The organism is Arthrobacter sp. KBS0703 (genome assembly GCF_002008315.2).
GTDB lineage: Bacteria > Actinomycetota > Actinomycetes > Actinomycetales > Micrococcaceae > Arthrobacter.
Genome location: NZ_MVDG02000001.1, coordinates 2,156,665 through 2,172,961, shown reverse-complemented (window position 1 = coordinate 2,172,961; position 16,297 = coordinate 2,156,665). Strand labels below are relative to the sequence as shown.

The following is a 16,297-nucleotide window of genomic DNA, read 5'->3' as shown; positions in this document are numbered from 1 at the left end:
TTTGCTGTGCGGCCCGGCCGCTAAGCAGCCTGGCCCGAAAATTAGGAAGCGGCGAGCGTGGCGTCCAAGGTGATGTCGATGCTGGCGAGGGCACCGGAAACAGGGCAGCCGACCTTGGCTTCCCCGGCGATCTTCTGGAATTCCTCTTCGGAAATGCCTGGGACCTTCGCGTTCAAGGTCAGGTGGCTGCCGGTGATGCCGGTGCCCGGCACGAACGTGACGTCCGCCTTGGTGTGCACCTCTTCCGGGGTGTGGCCGGCCTGGGCCAGCGCGTGGCTGAAGGCCATGGAGAAGCAGGCGGAGTGGGCTGCGGCGATCAGCTCTTCCGGGCTGGTCTTGCCTTCTGACGCCTCCGTGCGCGCCTTCCAGGTGACCTCATAGGTGCCCAGTCCGGAGCTGTCGAGCGTCGTGTTGCCGGCACCCGTAATCAGGTCGCCGTTCCATACAGTGTGTGCGGTGCGTGTTGCTGCCATGTCCACTCCTTAGCTTGGGTTCAATCAGGACCCGGCTGACGCCCGATCCTTCCTGCACAATCCTATGGATTAGCCGGCGCGGGCGCACGGGTTGTCCGCTGTCAGAGGATTATGACCGGCCGCGGTAGGCGGCGGCAGGCTAACGCGAAGAACGACGACGGCGACGCCCCCGCGGTGGGTGCGTCGCCGTCGTCGTATGGAAAAAGTGGCTGTCAGTTCCAGAGGGTGGCGATGGCCACGTTCAGCAGCGCCAGGCCGCCGACGCTGTGTGCCAGGCCGGCTGAGATGTCCTCGCCCTTCTTGTACTTCCGGCGGCCCATAAAGGCCAGTACGCCGACGGCCAGGGCGATGGCGAACTTGATGCCCAGCTTGAAGTAGTTGGCGTCCATGTCGAGCGCCGGAATCAGGCCCATCATGACGATGCCGGTGATGATCTGGAGAGCCGCGCCGTCAAACTGCCGGGGGTGGACGGTGGGCTTCTTCATGTTGCCGATCCAGATGCCGACGATCATCGCGGCGCCGACGATGTGCAGGAAGACCATGATGTTATAGACGATTATCATGGCATCAGTCTAGCCAGATGTTTCTACGCTTCGTAGTAAGCCCGGGCGTGGGTCGGAACGCGACCAGCAGCAACGGAAAACGGCGGCGGCCGCCGGGTCCGCCGGTGGTTTCCCACCGTGTCCCGGACGGCCGCCGCCGCCGAAATTCCGGAGCTTAGAGTCCCAGATCCGCTTCGAACGCGCCCTCTTCAAGGCGGGCCTTGAGGGACTGCAGGAAGCGGCCTGCATCGGCGCCGTCCACCAGGCGGTGGTCGTACGTCAGGGACAGGTACATCATGGAACGGATGGCGATCGAGTCGTCGCCGTTCTCATCGGCCACCACCACGGGGCGCTTGACGATCGCACCGGTGCCAAGGATGCCCACCTGCGGCTGGTTGATGATCGGGGTGTCGAACAGGGCGCCGACGGATCCGATGTTGGTGATGCTGAACGTGCCGCCGGACAGCTCGTCCGGGCCGATCTTGCCGTCGCGGGTGCGGCCGGCCACATCTGCGATCTTGCCCGCCAGGCCGGCCAGGTTAAGGTTGCCGGCATCGGAGATGACCGGGACCAGCAGGCCCTTGTCGGTGTCCACCGCGATCGCCAGGTGCTCGGCGTTGTGGTAGGTGATTTCCTGCTTGTCCTCGTCGTACGCAGCGTTGAGCTTCGGGTGCTGCTTGAGGGCCTCGGCCACTGCCTTGGCAATGAACGGCAGGAAGGTGAGCTTGACGCCGTTCTGGGCCTGGAACGAGTTCTTGGCCTTGAGGCGCAGCTTGGCGATCTTGGTCATGTCCACTTCGTGCACCTGCGTGAGCTGGGTGGAGATCTCGAGGGACTCGCGCATGCGGCGGGCAATGACCTGGCGGATGCGCGGGGCCTTCTGCGTCTGTCTCTTATACACATCTAGATGTGTATAAGAGACAGCGGACGGAGCGGCGGAAGCGGCGGGGCCGCCGGGCGCTGCAGCCGGCGCTGCCTTGGCCTCGGCGGCAGCGAGCACGTCCTGCTTGCGGATGCGCCCGCCCACCCGGTGCCGGTGAGGGAGGAGATGTTTACGCCCTGCTGGTTGGCAAGCTTGCGCACCAGCGGAGTGACGTAGCCGGACTCGGCGCCGGCCGCAGGTGCCTCGGCCGGGGCAGCAGCAGGAGCGGCAGCCGGAGCAGCAGGTGCCTGGGCGGCAGGTGCCGGAGCTTCTTCCTTGGCCGGAGCCGGGGCAGGTGCCTCGGCCGGCTTCTCGGTGCAGCAGCCGGCGCTTCGGCCGCCTTCTCGGGAGCAGCGGCGGGTGCGGGTGCGGCGGCCGGGGCAGCAGCGCCGGAGCCGATGACCGCGAGGACGGAGCCGACCTCGGCCGTTTCGTCTTCGTTGACGCGGATTTCCTGGAGCGTGCCGGCAACAGGCGACGGGATCTCGGTGTCCACCTTGTCCGTGGAGACCTCGAGGAGCTGTCTCTTATACACATCTAGATGTGTATAAGAGACAGGAGCCAGCGGGTCACAGTGCCCTCCGTGACGCTCTCGCCCAGTGCGGGGAGGGTCACTTCGTGGCCTTCGCCGGACGCGGCGGGAGCCTCTTCGGCGGCGGGAGCCTGCTCGGCGGGTGCCTCGGCGGCGGGTGCTTCCTCGGCAGGCGCCTCTTCGGCGGCCGGTGCTTCCTCGGCCGGAGCGGCTTCGGCGGGGGCGGACCCGCCGCCTGAACCGTCACCGATGCGGACCAGCGGAGCACCAACTTCTGCGGTTTCGTCTTCGGCAACGAGGATTTCCTCGATGACGCCGGCGATCGGAGAGGGGATTTCAGTGTCTACTTTGTCGGTGGAGACTTCGAGCAACGGCTCGTCCACCTCTACCCGGTCACCTACCTGCTTGAGCCAGCGGGTGACGGTTCCTTCGGTGACGCTCTCACCGAGGGCGGGCAAGTTAACGGATTCAGACATGTCGTCCCCGTTCTCCTTATTGATCTTTAGTGCGGATGATTGCTGGCTTGTTCGAGCTTAGTGCACCCTGCGGATCATGCCGGGTGCACTAAGCCCTGTTGTTTTGCGGAGCTGCGTTAGCCGTGGAGGGCTTTGCCCGCGAGGGCGAGGTGGGCTTCGCCCAGCGCCTCGTTCTGGGTCGGGTGGGCGTGCAGCAGCTGGGCCACATCCTCGGGGTAGGCTTCCCAATTCACGATCAGCTGGGCTTCGCCGATCTGCTCACCCATGCGGGAGCCGATCATGTGGACGCCGACGACGGGGCCGTCCTTCTGGCGGACCAGTTTGACGAGGCCGCCGGTGCCGAGGATGGAGCTCTTGCCGTTGCCGGCGAGGTTGTATTCCTGGGTCTCGACCTGGTCCTCGCCGAACTTTTCCTTGGCGCCCTTTTCCGTGTAGCCCACAGTGGCGATTTCAGGCTCGCAGTAGGTGACCTTCGGGATGTTGACGTCCTCGACGATGACGGGCTTCAGGCCGGCAATTTCTTCGGCGACGAAGATGCCCTGCTGGTAGCCTCGGTGCGCCAGCTGGACACCGGGAACGATGTCGCCCACGGCGTAGACGTTGCCGACGCCGGTGTGCAGGCGCTCGTTGGTGATGACGAACCCGCGGTCGATGGTGACGCCGGCCTCTTCATAGCCGAGGTTGGCCGTGACGGGGCCGCGGCCAACGGCGACCAGGAGGAGTTCGGCTTCAAACGTCTTGCCGTCAACCAGCGTGACCTTGACGCCGTTTTCGTTCTGCTCGACGCCCTGGAAGAAGGTGCCGGTGGAGAATTTGATGCCGCGCTTCTTGAAGGCCCGCTCGAGGCTCTTCACGATGGTGGCGTCTTCGTTCGGGACCAGCGAGGGCAGGCCTTCGACGATCGTGACGTCCACGCCGAACGACTTCCACACTGAAGCGAACTCGACGCCGATCACGCCGCCGCCCAGGACGATGACGCTCTTGGGGATGTAGTCCATGGTCAGCGCTTCGTCCGAAGTGATGACGCGGCCGCCGATTTCAAGGCCGGGAAGCGAACGGGAGTAGGAGCCCGTGGCGAGGACGATGTTCTTGCCCTTATAAGCGGTGCCGTTGACGACGACGGTGTCGGTGCCCTGGAGCTTGCCCTCACCTTCGATGACGGTGATGCCCTTGGACTTGATGAGGCCCTGCAGTCCCTTGAACTTACCGGCGACGATTCCGTCCTTGTAGGCGTTGACGGCCGTGATGTCGATGCCGTCCAAGGTGACGTTCACGCCGTACTTGGCGGAGTCGCGGGCGTGGTCAGCCAGTTCGGCCGAGTGCAGCAGCGCCTTGGTGGGGATACAGCCGTTGTGCAGGCAGGTCCCGCCCAGCTTGCCCTTCTCCACGAGGCCGACAGTGAAGCCAAGCTGAACGGCCCGGAGGGCCGTGGCGTATCCGCCGCTGCCGCCACCGAGTACCAGGATGTCGAATTCTTGCGCAGTTGCCTGATCGGCCACTTAGACGCTCCCTCGCGTGAACGATGACACGAGAGTACGCATCATCTGGTCTTGGAACTTGCTCTGCCGTGATTATGCCAGCAGGCCGGTTCCCTTTCATTTGTGACTACCGTGGTTCACCTTAGCGAACCACTTATCCATGCTCCACCTTGCCGGGACATTTGTGGAGCGCTTGTGTCGAGTGTCACGCGGCTGTGTGGCGGGCGGATCACGCCGCCCGTCACACAGCCGCGTCACCGGTCAGGCCGCGGCCAGGAGATCCTCAACGTAGGCCACCAGCGTGCGCACCGTGCAGCCGGTGCCCTGTTTCGGTGTGTAGCCGTAGGGCGCGCCGTTGTTGAAGGAGGGGCCCGCGATGTCGATGTGCGCCCACGGGATGGGCTGGCCGTCCTTGCCCTTCCCCACGAACTCGCGCAGGAACACCGCCGCGGTCATCATGCCGCCGTGACGCTCGCCGATGTTGGCCAGGTCCGCCACCTGCGAATCGATGCTGGGCCGCAGTTCCTCCGGCAGCGGCATGGGCCAGACGAGCTCCCCTGCACGGTCCGCCGCCGCCTTGAGCGGGCCGGTGACGCTGTCCGCACCCATGACACCTGCCGTGCGGTTTCCGAGCGCGATCAGCTGCGCCCCTGTCAGCGTGGCGACGTCGATGATGGCGTCCGGGTATTCCTGGCTCGCCGCGACAATGCCGTCCGCCATGACCAGCCGGCCCTCGGCGTCGGTGTTGAGGACTTCAACGGTTTTCCCGCCGAACATCGTGAGGACGTCGGCCGGACGGGACGCCGCGCCGGACGGCATGTTCTCCGCGATGCAGAGCCAGGCGGTTGCCTTGACCGGAAGGCCCAGGCCCGCGAGGGCCAGCACTGTATTAAGGACGACGGCGGCACCGGCCATGTCGCTCTTCATGTCGCCCATGCCGAGGGCCGGCTTGATGGAGATGCCACCGGTGTCGAAAGTGATGCCCTTGCCCACGAGTGCGATCTTCCGGGTGGCCTTCGCCGGCGCATACTCCACCTTGACGAGGCGGGGCTGGCGGGCCGAGCCCTTGCCGACGCCCATGATGCCGCCGAAGCCTTCCTTCTCGAGGCGCTTCTCGTCCCACACCGTGACCTTGACGGGCAGGCCCTTGGACAGTTCCTTGGCCGCTTCGGCGAAAGATTCGGGGTAGAGGTGGCTCGGCGGCTGGTTCACCAGCGAACGGGTGGCGTTGACTGCCCGGCCGAGGAGGCCGGCGCGCTTAAAAGCGGGTTCGAGCTGCTTGTCGCCGGCCAGCTCGGTGAAGATGGCCACGTTGCTGACCGGTTCCTTGAGGCCGTCCTTGGAGGACCGGTGCTCGGTGAAGGAGTAGGCTCCCAGCGCGGCGCCTTCGGCGACAGCCGCCACGTCGGCGACATCCGCCGTCGGGAAGGCCAGTGTGACAGACGAGAGCCCGGCGAGCTGGCGGACGGCGGAGCCTGCAGCGCGGCGCAGGGCCTCGCCGGACAACCGCTGGCCGTTGCTGACCTTGCCGACTCCCGCCAGCACCAGGACTCCGGAACCCGTCTCGGGGAGCCCAGGCAGGCGGACTGCCTGGTCCGCGGCCCCGGTGATGCCAAGAACCTTCAACGAATCGGCCAGGGCCTCGGCCGACTTCGCCGTCAGCGGATTCTCCAGCAGGACAGGACCGTCCGCCCCCTGGCCGACGCCGATGACAACTGCGTCGCTGGCTGCCTTCTTCAGGTCCCGCGCAATGGCACTAAGGTTGATTTCAGTATTCTTGACCACGAGGATCAGTCCTCAATTCTCTGTGATTATTTCGGGCAGGAAGTGCATGTTAGGCGCCCTGCCATGGGTACCCGGCCGCGGTCCGTGTGGGAGGCCGCCGGCAGCAGTGGCCCTCAGTGAAGGCCAGTTCCGATCGTAGTCTCTCGGCGGCGCAGGAGCCGGATTCATTGAGAGCCGCGCCACAGCAGGATGAGGAATTCCGTATGGTTGCCCAGCGTTATGGACATTAACCCTCCGACCACGAAAGGAACTCGCCGTGTTTGAACGGATTTCCGGCTCGCTGCTGGACCCCGATGCGCTCTATGCCAAGAACATTGAGCTGTTCCACAGCCCCGAATTGCGCGGGCTGAATCTGGTGATGGGATTTACCGGTTTTGCCGACGCCGGCCATGTGGTCAGGCAGATCACGGCCGAGCTCCTCGACACCCTCGATTCCGAACGCGTTGCTGTGTTCGATGCCGACCAGCTGATCGATTACCGTTCCCGGCGCCCCCACGTGTCCTTCGTGGAGGACCATTTGCAGGACTACCAGGCCCCCAGCCTGGCGCTGTACCGGCTGGTTGACGGGCTGGGGAGTCCGTTCCTGTTCCTCGGCGGATTTGAGCCGGATCTGCAGTGGGAACGCTTCGCCCGGGCCGTTGTGCACATTGTGGAGGAACTGGACGTCAACCTTGTGACGTGGATCCACTCCATCCCCATGCCGGTGCCGCACACGCGGCCGGTGGGCGTGACGGTGCACGGCAACCGCCCCGAACTCATCGAGGGCATCTCGGTCTGGAAGCCGACCGTCGAAGTTCCTGCCGCCGTGGGGCATGTGCTGGAGCTCCGCCTGACGGAGGCGGGACGGAACGTCGCCGGCTACGTCATTCACGTTCCGCACTATCTCGCCGAAGCCGAATACCCCACCGCGGCCGTGGCGGGACTTGAGTATCTCGGTGCTGCCACGTCGCTGATGCTCCCCACGGACAGGCTCCGGGAATCCGGGCGCGAAGTGGGCCGGCAGATTGCCGAGCAGATCGAGGCCTCCGAAGAGGTGCAGCAGGTGGTGTCCAAGCTGGAGGCCCGCTACGACGAGAAGGCGGAGGGCACGGTGCGGCGATCCCTGCTGGCAGACGAGAACGACGAACTGCCCGACGGCGATGCGCTCGGTGCGGCCGTGGAGGCCTACTTGGCCCGCGAAAATCCGGCTCAATAAGCCGTCAATAAAATACGATTTTTGCGGCGTCCGGGCATAATGTAAGGGTGACTGCACCCCGCGCCTGGCTCGTTTGGTCGATCGGCATTTTTTCGTACCTGGTGGCTGTGACCCAGCGTACGTCGTTCGGCGTGGTCGGCCTCGAGGCGACGGAGCGGTTCCATGCCAGTGCTTCGGCGATTTCGTTCTTCACTGTCCTCCAGTTGCTCGTATACGCGGGACTGCAGATTCCGGTGGGCGTGCTGGTGGACAGGTTCGGCTCCCGGGCGATGATTGCCGGCGGAGCAGTGCTCATGGGGCTCGGCCAACTGCAGCTCGCTTTCGCTGACAGCGTTCCGGCCGGCGTGCTGGGCCGCGTCCTGGTGGGCGCCGGCGACGCCATGACGTTTATCTCGGTCATCCGGCTGATCCCGCTCTGGTTCGCCCCCGCCCGGGTGCCGCTGCTGACGCAGCTCACCGGCATGTCCGGGCAGCTCGGGCAGCTGATCAGCGTGGTGCCGTTCGCCCTGATGCTGCATTCGGCTGGCTGGACGCCCGCCTTCCTGTCCCTGGCAGGACTGTCCGGAGTCGCCGTCGTACTGGTGGTCCTGCTGCTGCAGGACCTTCCGCACGGCACTCCTGCCCAGCCAGCGACGAAAGGCCTGCGCGCCACCGGCGTGTCCCTTTCCCGGGCCTGGAAGCAGCCGGGCACCAGGCTTGGCCTGTGGAGCCACTTCACCATCCAGTTCAGCGGCACCGTCTTTGCCATGACCTGGGGTTATCCGTTCCTGATTTCGGCCCAGGGGCTCGACGCCAGCACGGTTGCCTCGCTCATGGCCCTGTACGTGGCGGGCGCCATCGGTGCCGGTCCGGTGATCGGCCGCTTCGTTTCGCGGCACCCGCTCCGGCGTTCCACCATGGTTCTCCTCATTGCCGGCGCCACCGCCGCAGCCTGGGCCGCCGTACTGCTCTACCCGGGCCGCTCGCCCCTGTGGCTCCTGGCCGGCCTCATTGTTGTGCTGGCCATCGGAGGGCCGGGGTCCATGATCGGCTTCGACTTCGCCCGCACGTTCAACCCGGCCCACCGGATCGGTACTGCCACGGGCATCGTCAACGTCGGCGGGTTCATCGCCGCCCTTGTGGCGATCTACCTGATCGGCGCGGTGCTGGACATCCTGTATGCCACGGGGTTCTCCAACGGGGTGCTGTACGGCCTGGAGCCGTTCCGCGTCGCCCTGTCCGTGCATTTCCTGCTGATCGGAATCGGCGCCGTCGCCATGCTGGTGGTCCGCCGCAAAGTGCGCCGCCAGATGGCGGCCCAGGGCGTGGTGGTGCAGCCGCTGCTCAAGGCCATGGCCGAACAGCGCAGGGCGAAGAACATCCGGCGCAACACGCCGTCCCGCGACTAATACCGCAAGACGCCGTCACGCAGCCCGCGGTCTCCAGACCGGCACTGTCCCTCCACAAACGGGCCGTATTCACATAGCCAAAAATATTCACATAGCCAAAGTCCTGCATACCGGGCGGTAACTAACTGGCCGAAGCTGGATGCATGACAGCACCCCAGCACCTCACCATCACCGGCCCCGAAGACATCCTCGGCTACGTTCCGCACAGCCTGGGTTATTGGCCGTCCCGCAGCCTGGTGGCCATGACCATGCAGGGCAAGCGCCTCGGAGCCACGCTCCGGGTCGATCTGCCCGCCACCGGATCCCGCCGCGAACGGGAACACTTCGCCCGGACCGTGGCCGGCTACCTGCTGGCAGACGACCACGCCGACGGCTCCCTGCTGATGTTCTTCACGAATGACGGCTGGGCGGCCGCCGCCGGGCCGGGGGAATCCGTCCAGGGTGCAGGCCGGCTGCTGATGGCTGATCTTGAATGTGCGCTCGGACTCGCCGGGATGCCAGTGCGGGATGCCTGGTACGTCGGCGATGAGTACTGGCGCAACGCCTACTGCACTGACGCCGGCTGCTGCCCGCTGCCCGGCCGCCCTGTGGCTGAGATCCGCGACAGCCGCCTCAACGCCGAGATGGTGTTCCTTGGCAGCAGTGTCGGGGCGCCGCCCGGAACATCCCCGGCCGGGGACCATATCCCGCAGGCTACGCAGGACCAAGCCGTGGAGGCCGCCGAACAGCGCTGGGCCGGCGAGCTTGACAGCAGGCGGGCCAGCAGGCCCCAGTTCGAACGGGTCCTGGACGTGTGGCAAAGGGTGCTGGCGGCCGCACCCGCCGCACCCGGCGGACCCGGCGCCGGCCTTCCGCCGGAAATGGCCGGATTCCTGCGGGCCTGCCTGTGCGTGCCGGCGTGGCGTGACGCCGTCCTGGTCATGGCGGCCGCGGGACGTCCAGCGGCTGAGGCAGGCGCGGAGGAATTCGGGATCTTCTCGGCGCGGACACCCCTGCCGGTGTCCGGTCCGGCACTGTCTGATCGGTCCCCGTGCGATCCGGTTCCGTCGGGTTTGCCCGCGCCGGCAGTCCGGCCTGACCCTGCCGGCGGCAGCGACGGCCGTGCAGACCAAGGCGCGCCCTCCGGTTGCGGATCCGCGCCCGTGCCCGGATACGGCGAAGTCCTCCTGGGCCTGAGCCCCGCGCTGCCCGACTGGGAGACGATGAAGCGGCTCGAAGACCTGATGCTTCAGCTGTCGTCCCGCGGGCCGGGGGAAGCGCGGGCTGCGGCGCTGACGGCAAAAGGATGGATCGAATGGTGCCGGGGGAGGGGGTCCTTCGCGCACGCCTCGCTGAGTCAGGCATTGGAGGCCAGCCCGGGATACAGGCTCGCGGAACTGCTTTCCGAAGTGGTCCGCCGGGGAACCATCTGTGGCTGGGCCAGCCGCCGCGAGGCGGCCTGGCAGAAATTCGGCACCGACGCCGCCCAGGGTGGCGGATCCGCGTAAGGGGAGCCCCGCCCCCGGATTACACCCCCAGCGGCCATGACGGGGAAAACATGAGACAATGGTTGCCGAGACCCGGTTGGGTCCGTGAATCAGTGCTTGCAATTGAACCCGGAAACGGGAACATTGCGGCCGCTCCGGCAGTTCTACTTAATGGCTCTGCCAGCCGCGGTTGCACCTGATATCAATCACGGACTTGACAGGGTCATAGTGGTGTTGCCCGTATGGTGATTCCACAGACCGCCGCTAGAAAGGTTTTCTGTGACCCCGTCTTCCGCGAAGAAGGAACCCGCCGCCCTGGCCGATGCGTCAGCCGAGGAGAAGAAGGCGGCAACTAACGCCAAGCGTGCAGCCACCCGCGCCGCCAACAAGGCTGTCAAGGATGCCGCGATCGCCGATGGCGGCTCAGCGTCTGCCGCTTCCAAGCCCGAGCCCAAGAAGCGCGGCCCCAAGCCCGGCGCCAAGGCGGCAGCCGAAGCTGCCGGAAGCCGCTCCACGTCCGATGACGATGCGGACGTCGAAGAGGATCTCGACGACGTATCACCCGACAGCGCGGATCTCGTTGACGAAGCCGACGAGGCAGGCAAGGGTGCCGCAGCGCCCACTGGCTCTGGATTTGTCTACTCCGATGCCGATGACGACGACGCCCCCGTCCAGCAGGTCATGTCCGCCGGCGCCACAGCCGACCCCGTCAAGGATTACCTGAAGCAGATCGGCAAGGTCGCCCTCCTCAACGCTGAGCAGGAGGTTGACCTCGCCCTCCGGATCGAGGCCGGACTCTTCGCCGAGGAAAAGATCAACGCCGACGACGGTTCCATGGATCCGAAGTTCAAGCGTGAGCTGGAATTCATCATCCATGACGGCAAGCGCGCCAAGAACCACCTCCTTGAGGCGAACCTCCGCCTCGTGGTGTCGCTGGCCAAGCGCTACACCGGCCGCGGCATGCTCTTCCTCGACCTCATCCAGGAAGGAAACCTGGGCCTCATCCGTGCTGTCGAGAAGTTCGACTACACCAAGGGCTTCAAGTTCTCGACCTACGCCACGTGGTGGATCCGCCAGGCCATCACCCGCGCCATGGCCGACCAGGCCCGCACCATCCGTATCCCGGTCCACATGGTTGAGGTCATCAACAAGCTCGCCCGCGTCCAGCGCCAGATGCTGCAGGACCTCGGCCGGGAACCCACGCCCGAAGAGCTGGCCCTCGAACTCGACATGACGCCGGAAAAGGTTGTCGAAGTCCAGAAGTACGGCCGCGAACCGATTTCCCTCCACACGCCGCTCGGCGAGGACGGGGATTCCGAGTTCGGCGACCTCATCGAAGACTCCGAAGCCGTGGTTCCGGCCGACGCCGTGAGCTTCACGCTGCTGCAGGAACAGCTCCACTCGGTGCTGGATACGCTGTCCGAGCGCGAAGCCGGAGTGGTGGCTATGCGCTTTGGCCTCACGGACGGTCAGCCGAAGACTTTAGACGAAATCGGCAAGGTCTACGGTGTCACGCGTGAGCGTATCCGCCAGATCGAATCCAAGACCATGTCCAAGCTGCGGCACCCGTCGCGGTCCCAGGTCCTGCGGGACTACCTGGACTAGGAGCTTCCTGATACAGGAGCTTTGGATTGGACGCTAGAGCCAGGGCCGCCGCCGGATAATCCGGGTGGCGGCCCTGGCTTTTGCTTTTTGGCAGAACCTGGCTTCTGCTTTCAGGCAGAAAAAAGCCAGGGTCCCTTGCCGGGAGCCCTGGCTTTTTGCTTCGCGCTTTTCAGCGGCGTGGTCTAGTCGACCGGTACCGGTGCCTTCTCGTGAAGCCGGCCCGTCTCGTCGTGCCAGTCCGAGCTCAGCGGCTTGAGGGTCGCTTCGACGGCACGTGAATGGTGAGCGCAGAACAGCAACTCGCCTCCGGAGGACTCGAGTACAACCCGGACGTATGCCTGCGCACCGCAACGGTCGCAACGGTCAGCCGCAGTGAGTGTGCGGTCGGCAACTGCTGTGGTCATGTCGGCCTCCTTAGTAGATCTGTACATCTATATAACCAGCATTCGCAGCCAAACCATGGCAAGGATGTGTCACTTTCGCTGTCCGCGTATCACGTCTGCGTAACGAACGGGGTCCGCCTGACGCTGCGGCGGGAGTGGCAGCAGGGTGAAACGGCCCCGCAGGACTAGGCTAGAGGGAGCTTTTTAACGCCTCACCAGGCCCGTTGCTGAAGGAGTTCACGACCTGTGACACCGAGTTCTGATTACACCGCCCGCCACCTTTCGGTGCTGGAGGGCCTGGAGGCTGTCCGCAAGCGTCCGGGCATGTACATCGGTTCCACGGACTCCAGGGGACTCATGCACTGCCTGTGGGAAATCATCGACAACTCCGTCGATGAGGCCCTGGCGGGCTTCGGCCACGACATCAAGATCATCCTGCACGCGGACAATTCCGTCGAAATCCACGACGACGGCCGCGGCATCCCCGTCGACATGGAACCCAAGACCGGCCTCACCGGCGTCGAGGTCGTCTTCACCAAGCTCCACGCCGGCGGCAAGTTCGGCGGCGGCTCCTACACCGCATCGGGCGGCCTGCACGGCGTGGGCGCGTCGGTGGTCAACGCGCTGTCCGCACGGCTCGACGTGGAAGTGGACCGTGGGGGCAAAACCTACAAGATGTCCTTCCGCCGTGGCGAGCCCGGCCGCTTCAAGGACAGCGGCCCGCGGCCCGATCCGGCCGCCAGCTTCACCGCGTTCGTGGACGATTCCGTGCTCGACGTCGTGGGCAAGGCCAAACGGGGCGTGACCGGAACGCGCATCCGCTACTGGGCGGACCGGCAAATCTTTACGCCGGACGCCAAGTTCTCGTATGACGAACTGGCCGCCCGCGCACGCCAGACCTCCTTCCTGGTGCCGGGCCTGAAGCTCACGGTGCGGGACGAACGCAAGCTCGCAGGCACGCCGGGGGAGCTGGGCCCGCACGAGGAAGTGTTCCACCATGACGGCGGCCTCTCGGAGTTCGTGGAATTCCTCGCGATCGACTCCGGCGTGACGGACGTCTGGCGCCTGCACGGCGCCGGGAAGTTCAAGGAAACCGTCCCCGTGCTGGACGACAAAGGCCACAGCAAGCTGGCGGAGGTCGAACGGGACTGCGAAGTGGACGTCGCACTGCGCTGGGGGATCGGCTACGACACCGCGGTCCGCAGCTTCGTCAACATCATCTCCACCCCCAAGGGCGGCACACACCAGGCAGGCTTCGAGCAGGCCCTGGTCAAGACGTTCCGCAAGGCCGTCGAGACCAACGCCAGGAAGCTGAAGGCCGGCAACGACAAAATCGAGAAGGACGACATTTTTGCCGGCCTGACCGCCGTCCTGACCGTCAGGCTCGCTGAGCCGCAGTTCGAGGGCCAGACCAAAGAGATCCTGGGCACCTCCGCGGTCAAGGCGATTGTGGCCAGGGTGGTGGAAAAGGAGATTGCGGCCAAGCTCAACTCGGCGAACCGCAACGACAAGGCACAGTCGGCGCTGCTGCTGGAGAAGATCGTCAGCGAGATGAAGTCGCGCATCTCCGCCCGCGTCCACAAGGAGACGCAGCGCCGGAAGACCGCCCTCGAGACGTCATCGATGCCCACGAAGCTGGCGGACTGCCGCACCGACGACGTCGCCCGCTCGGAACTGTTCATCGTTGAAGGTGATTCGGCCCTCGGCACCGCGAAGCTGGCCCGGTCCTCCGACTTCCAGGCCCTGCTGCCCATCCGCGGCAAGATCCTGAACGTCCAGAAGGCATCGGTGGGGGACATGCTCTCCAACGCGGAATGCGCCGCCCTGATCCAGGTGGTCGGAGCGGGTTCGGGGCGCAGCTTCGCGATCGAGGCCGCCCGCTACGGCAAGGTCATCCTCATGACCGACGCCGACGTGGACGGGGCCCACATCCGCACGCTGCTGCTCACCCTCTTCTTCCGCTACATGCGCCCCATGGTTGAACAGGGCAGGGTGTTCGCTGCAGTGCCGCCGCTGCACCGGGTGGAGGTCATCAACCCGGGCCAGAAGGCCAACGAAATGATCTACACCTACTCCGAAGCTGAGCTCCATGCGCTGCTGGCCAGGCTGGCCAAGGACGGCAAGAAGTACAAGGAACCCATCCAGCGCTACAAGGGCCTGGGGGAGATGGACGCCGAGCAGCTGGCCGAAACCACCATGGATCCGCGGCACCGCATGCTCCGCAAGGTCAACATCGAAAACGCCCAGCATGCCGAAGCCACGTTCGACCTGCTGATGGGATCGGACGTTGCACCGCGGAAGGACTTCATCATCGCCGGTGCCGCGAGCCTGGACCGGGACCGCATCGACGCCTGAGGCTGTCTCTTATACACATCTAGATGTGTATAAGAGACAGGCGCGGCGACCCCGGCCGGACTCAGTGCGGCGCTGTCAGCGGGAAGCCGCCAGCCGCGAGCAATCAGCCGAGCAGGCCGGGCACAATCAGCAGTGCGGTGGGGATGGCCAGCAGCAGGACGCAGACCGCCACCACTGCGGCGCGGAGGGCGGCGGGAAGTGGTGGCCGGGGCGAGAGAAGACGGCTGACGCGTGACGCCGTCGTGCTTGCCGAGCCGGAACCGGCGGAGCCGTCCGGCAGCTGCAGGCCAGCGCCGGGAAGTACGCCCGGGCCCATGGCCGGTGCCGCCTGCGGAACGGCGGAGCCGCTGGCCACGATCGCAATGGCCTTAATCAGCGTCACCTTACTTTCGGTCCTGAGGGCGACGTCGTCGGCGAGCATCTCGATCAGGGAGTTCACGGCTTCCTGGGCGAGGCGGGTGGTGGGCAGCCAGGGCAGGGCCTGACGCCAGGCCGCGAAGGCCCACAGCAGTAGATGGTGGCGCTGGTTCAGGTGGGCGTTCTCGTGAATGAGGACAGCGCGGAGCTCCGCGGGTTCCAGTGCTGCCATCAGTCCGTCGGAGAGCACGGTGACGGACCGGGCCCCGCCGGGCAGGCAGTACGCCACCGGCGAGTCATGGTTGATCACCACGGTGCCCGTGCCGTCGGCCGAAGGCGAGGCCAGCAGCGCCAGCAGTTCACGGTGGCGCCGGCGCTGCCGCTCGATCTTGTAATAGGTCAGCAGCAGCGTGAAGACGAGGTGCGCCGTCAGCAGGGCGGCCGCGGAGAGCGCAAACAGGTGCCAGAAGCCCAGCGCCGTGGTGGGTGCGTTGTGGAGCACCATTCCGGCCAGGGCCTGCAGCCCGGCGATTAGGTTGTCCCCGACCGGTTCGAGGCCGTAGACCAGCATGGCGCCGATCATCGACAGGCCGCCGGCGAGGCCGATGGCCTGCCAGAGCAGCATGGCCGTGAACGGATCCCGGGCCGGCCAGTGGGCGCGGGAAAGGAGGATAGGCACCGGCCAGGCCAGTACTATCGCCAGGACCGCCAGGAAGTATGAGGTCCAGAACATCTGCCGCTAGCTGTGGCCAAGCAGTTTGCGCAGCGTCTCGGCTTCACTTTCGGTGACGGATCCGATGAACCGGGCGAGAACGGCCTCGCGGTCCGGGGCGGATCCCAGCACCTCGTGCATGAGTTCGGCGGTGTGGTCCTCGCGGCTGGATACCGCCTGGTAGCGGTGGGGCCGCATGCCGCGTTCCCGTTCCACCAGGCCCTTCTTTTCAAGGCGCGACAGGACGGTCAGGACCGTGGTGACTGCCAGGTCCTTGCCCTCGTGCCCCGCTGCGCCGCCATGGGCAACCGTGCTCTGCGCGAGCATATCCCGCAGCGTGTTGGCGGTGGCTGCTTCGTGGCCCGCCCAGAGCAGGTCCATGACCGCCCGTTCCAGTTCCCCAAGACTTGCCATGTGTACATCCTTTTGACAACGCACTGCCTTAGGGCCGGCTGGCCCCGTGCTGTGATTCCAATTCTTCAAGTTCAAATCTAGCGTGTTTGTGCCGTTCTTTCTACATGAAGTAGAAGGCGTGGCGCGCCGCGTCTCATTGCAGCCCGGCGCGGGCGGTGTAACGATGTTTACAGCGTCGGATGCCGTGTTCTACACTCTGTAGAAGTTGATGTTC

12 protein-coding genes and 1 pseudogene are annotated in these 16,297 nt (G+C 65.7%); 5 read left to right on the top strand and 8 right to left on the bottom strand.

Features of this window, described 5'->3' with window-relative positions:
- Positions 1 to 41 precede the first annotated feature (41 nt).
- From B1A87_RS10270 to B1A87_RS10250, 5 genes and pseudogenes are all read right to left on the bottom strand, one after another.
- Positions 42 to 473 carry an OsmC family protein gene (locus B1A87_RS10270; protein ID WP_078026850.1) on the bottom strand — a complete coding sequence of 144 codons (432 nt, stop codon included), beginning with the start codon at positions 471 to 473 and terminating at the stop codon, positions 42 to 44.
- Between the two features lie 212 nt (positions 474 to 685).
- Positions 686 to 1,036 (bottom strand): hypothetical protein, encoded by a 351-nt coding sequence (locus B1A87_RS10265; protein WP_078026849.1) that lies wholly within the window; start codon positions 1,034 to 1,036, stop codon positions 686 to 688.
- 154 nt (positions 1,037 to 1,190) lie between these two features.
- Positions 1,191 to 2,945: pseudogene (gene sucB / locus B1A87_RS10260) on the bottom strand (2-oxoglutarate dehydrogenase, E2 component, dihydrolipoamide succinyltransferase).
- A gap of 116 nt (positions 2,946 to 3,061) precedes the next feature.
- Positions 3,062 to 4,444: a dihydrolipoyl dehydrogenase gene (gene lpdA / locus B1A87_RS10255; RefSeq protein ID WP_078026847.1), complete on the bottom strand. Its 1,383-nt coding sequence runs from the start codon at positions 4,442 to 4,444 to the stop codon at positions 3,062 to 3,064.
- 240 nt (positions 4,445 to 4,684) lie between these two features.
- Positions 4,685 to 6,208, bottom strand: a complete 1,524-nt coding sequence (locus B1A87_RS10250; RefSeq protein ID WP_078026846.1) for a leucyl aminopeptidase — start codon at positions 6,206 to 6,208, stop codon at positions 4,685 to 4,687.
- A gap of 256 nt (positions 6,209 to 6,464) precedes the next feature.
- Here B1A87_RS10250 and B1A87_RS10245 point away from each other — a divergent pair, with 256 nt between their 5' ends.
- The 4 genes from B1A87_RS10245 (at position 6,465) to B1A87_RS10230 (ending at position 11,862) form a co-directional block, all read left to right on the top strand.
- Positions 6,465 to 7,403, top strand: a complete 939-nt coding sequence (locus B1A87_RS10245) for a proteasome assembly chaperone family protein (protein ID WP_078026845.1) — start codon at positions 6,465 to 6,467, stop codon at positions 7,401 to 7,403.
- 47 nt (positions 7,404 to 7,450) lie between these two features.
- On the top strand, positions 7,451 to 8,791 hold the full coding sequence (locus B1A87_RS10240) for a nitrate/nitrite transporter (RefSeq protein ID WP_078026844.1): 1,341 nt from the start codon (positions 7,451 to 7,453) through the stop codon (positions 8,789 to 8,791).
- 143 nt (positions 8,792 to 8,934) lie between these two features.
- Entirely contained in the window at positions 8,935 to 10,278 is a 1,344-nt protein-coding gene (locus tag B1A87_RS10235) for a DUF4192 domain-containing protein (protein WP_078026843.1), read from the top strand.
- A 258-nt stretch (positions 10,279 to 10,536) separates the two neighbouring features.
- The gene (locus B1A87_RS10230) at positions 10,537 to 11,862 is read left to right on the top strand and encodes an RNA polymerase sigma factor (protein WP_078026842.1); all 1,326 of its coding nucleotides are present in this window, start codon (positions 10,537 to 10,539) and stop codon (positions 11,860 to 11,862) included.
- Between the two features lie 182 nt (positions 11,863 to 12,044).
- Here the strand turns inward: B1A87_RS10230 and B1A87_RS10225 are convergent, their stop codons facing one another.
- On the bottom strand, positions 12,045 to 12,266 hold the full coding sequence (locus B1A87_RS10225; RefSeq protein WP_056628651.1) for a hypothetical protein: 222 nt from the start codon (positions 12,264 to 12,266) through the stop codon (positions 12,045 to 12,047).
- Between the two features lie 225 nt (positions 12,267 to 12,491).
- On the opposite strand from B1A87_RS10225, the gene B1A87_RS10220 reads away from it, so the two are divergent.
- On the top strand, positions 12,492 to 14,600 hold the full coding sequence (locus tag B1A87_RS10220) for a type IIA DNA topoisomerase subunit B (RefSeq protein ID WP_078026841.1): 2,109 nt from the start codon (positions 12,492 to 12,494) through the stop codon (positions 14,598 to 14,600).
- Positions 14,601 to 14,703: 103 nt separating this feature from the next.
- Here the strand turns inward: B1A87_RS10220 and B1A87_RS10215 are convergent, their stop codons facing one another.
- Together B1A87_RS10215 and B1A87_RS10210 are read right to left on the bottom strand one after the other, a co-directional pair.
- Entirely contained in the window at positions 14,704 to 15,690 is a 987-nt protein-coding gene (locus B1A87_RS10215; protein ID WP_078026840.1) for a M56 family metallopeptidase, read from the bottom strand.
- Positions 15,691 to 15,696: 6 nt separating this feature from the next.
- Positions 15,697 to 16,083 (bottom strand): BlaI/MecI/CopY family transcriptional regulator, encoded by a 387-nt coding sequence (locus B1A87_RS10210; RefSeq protein WP_078026839.1) that lies wholly within the window; start codon positions 16,081 to 16,083, stop codon positions 15,697 to 15,699.
- Positions 16,084 to 16,297: the final 214 nt, after the last annotated feature.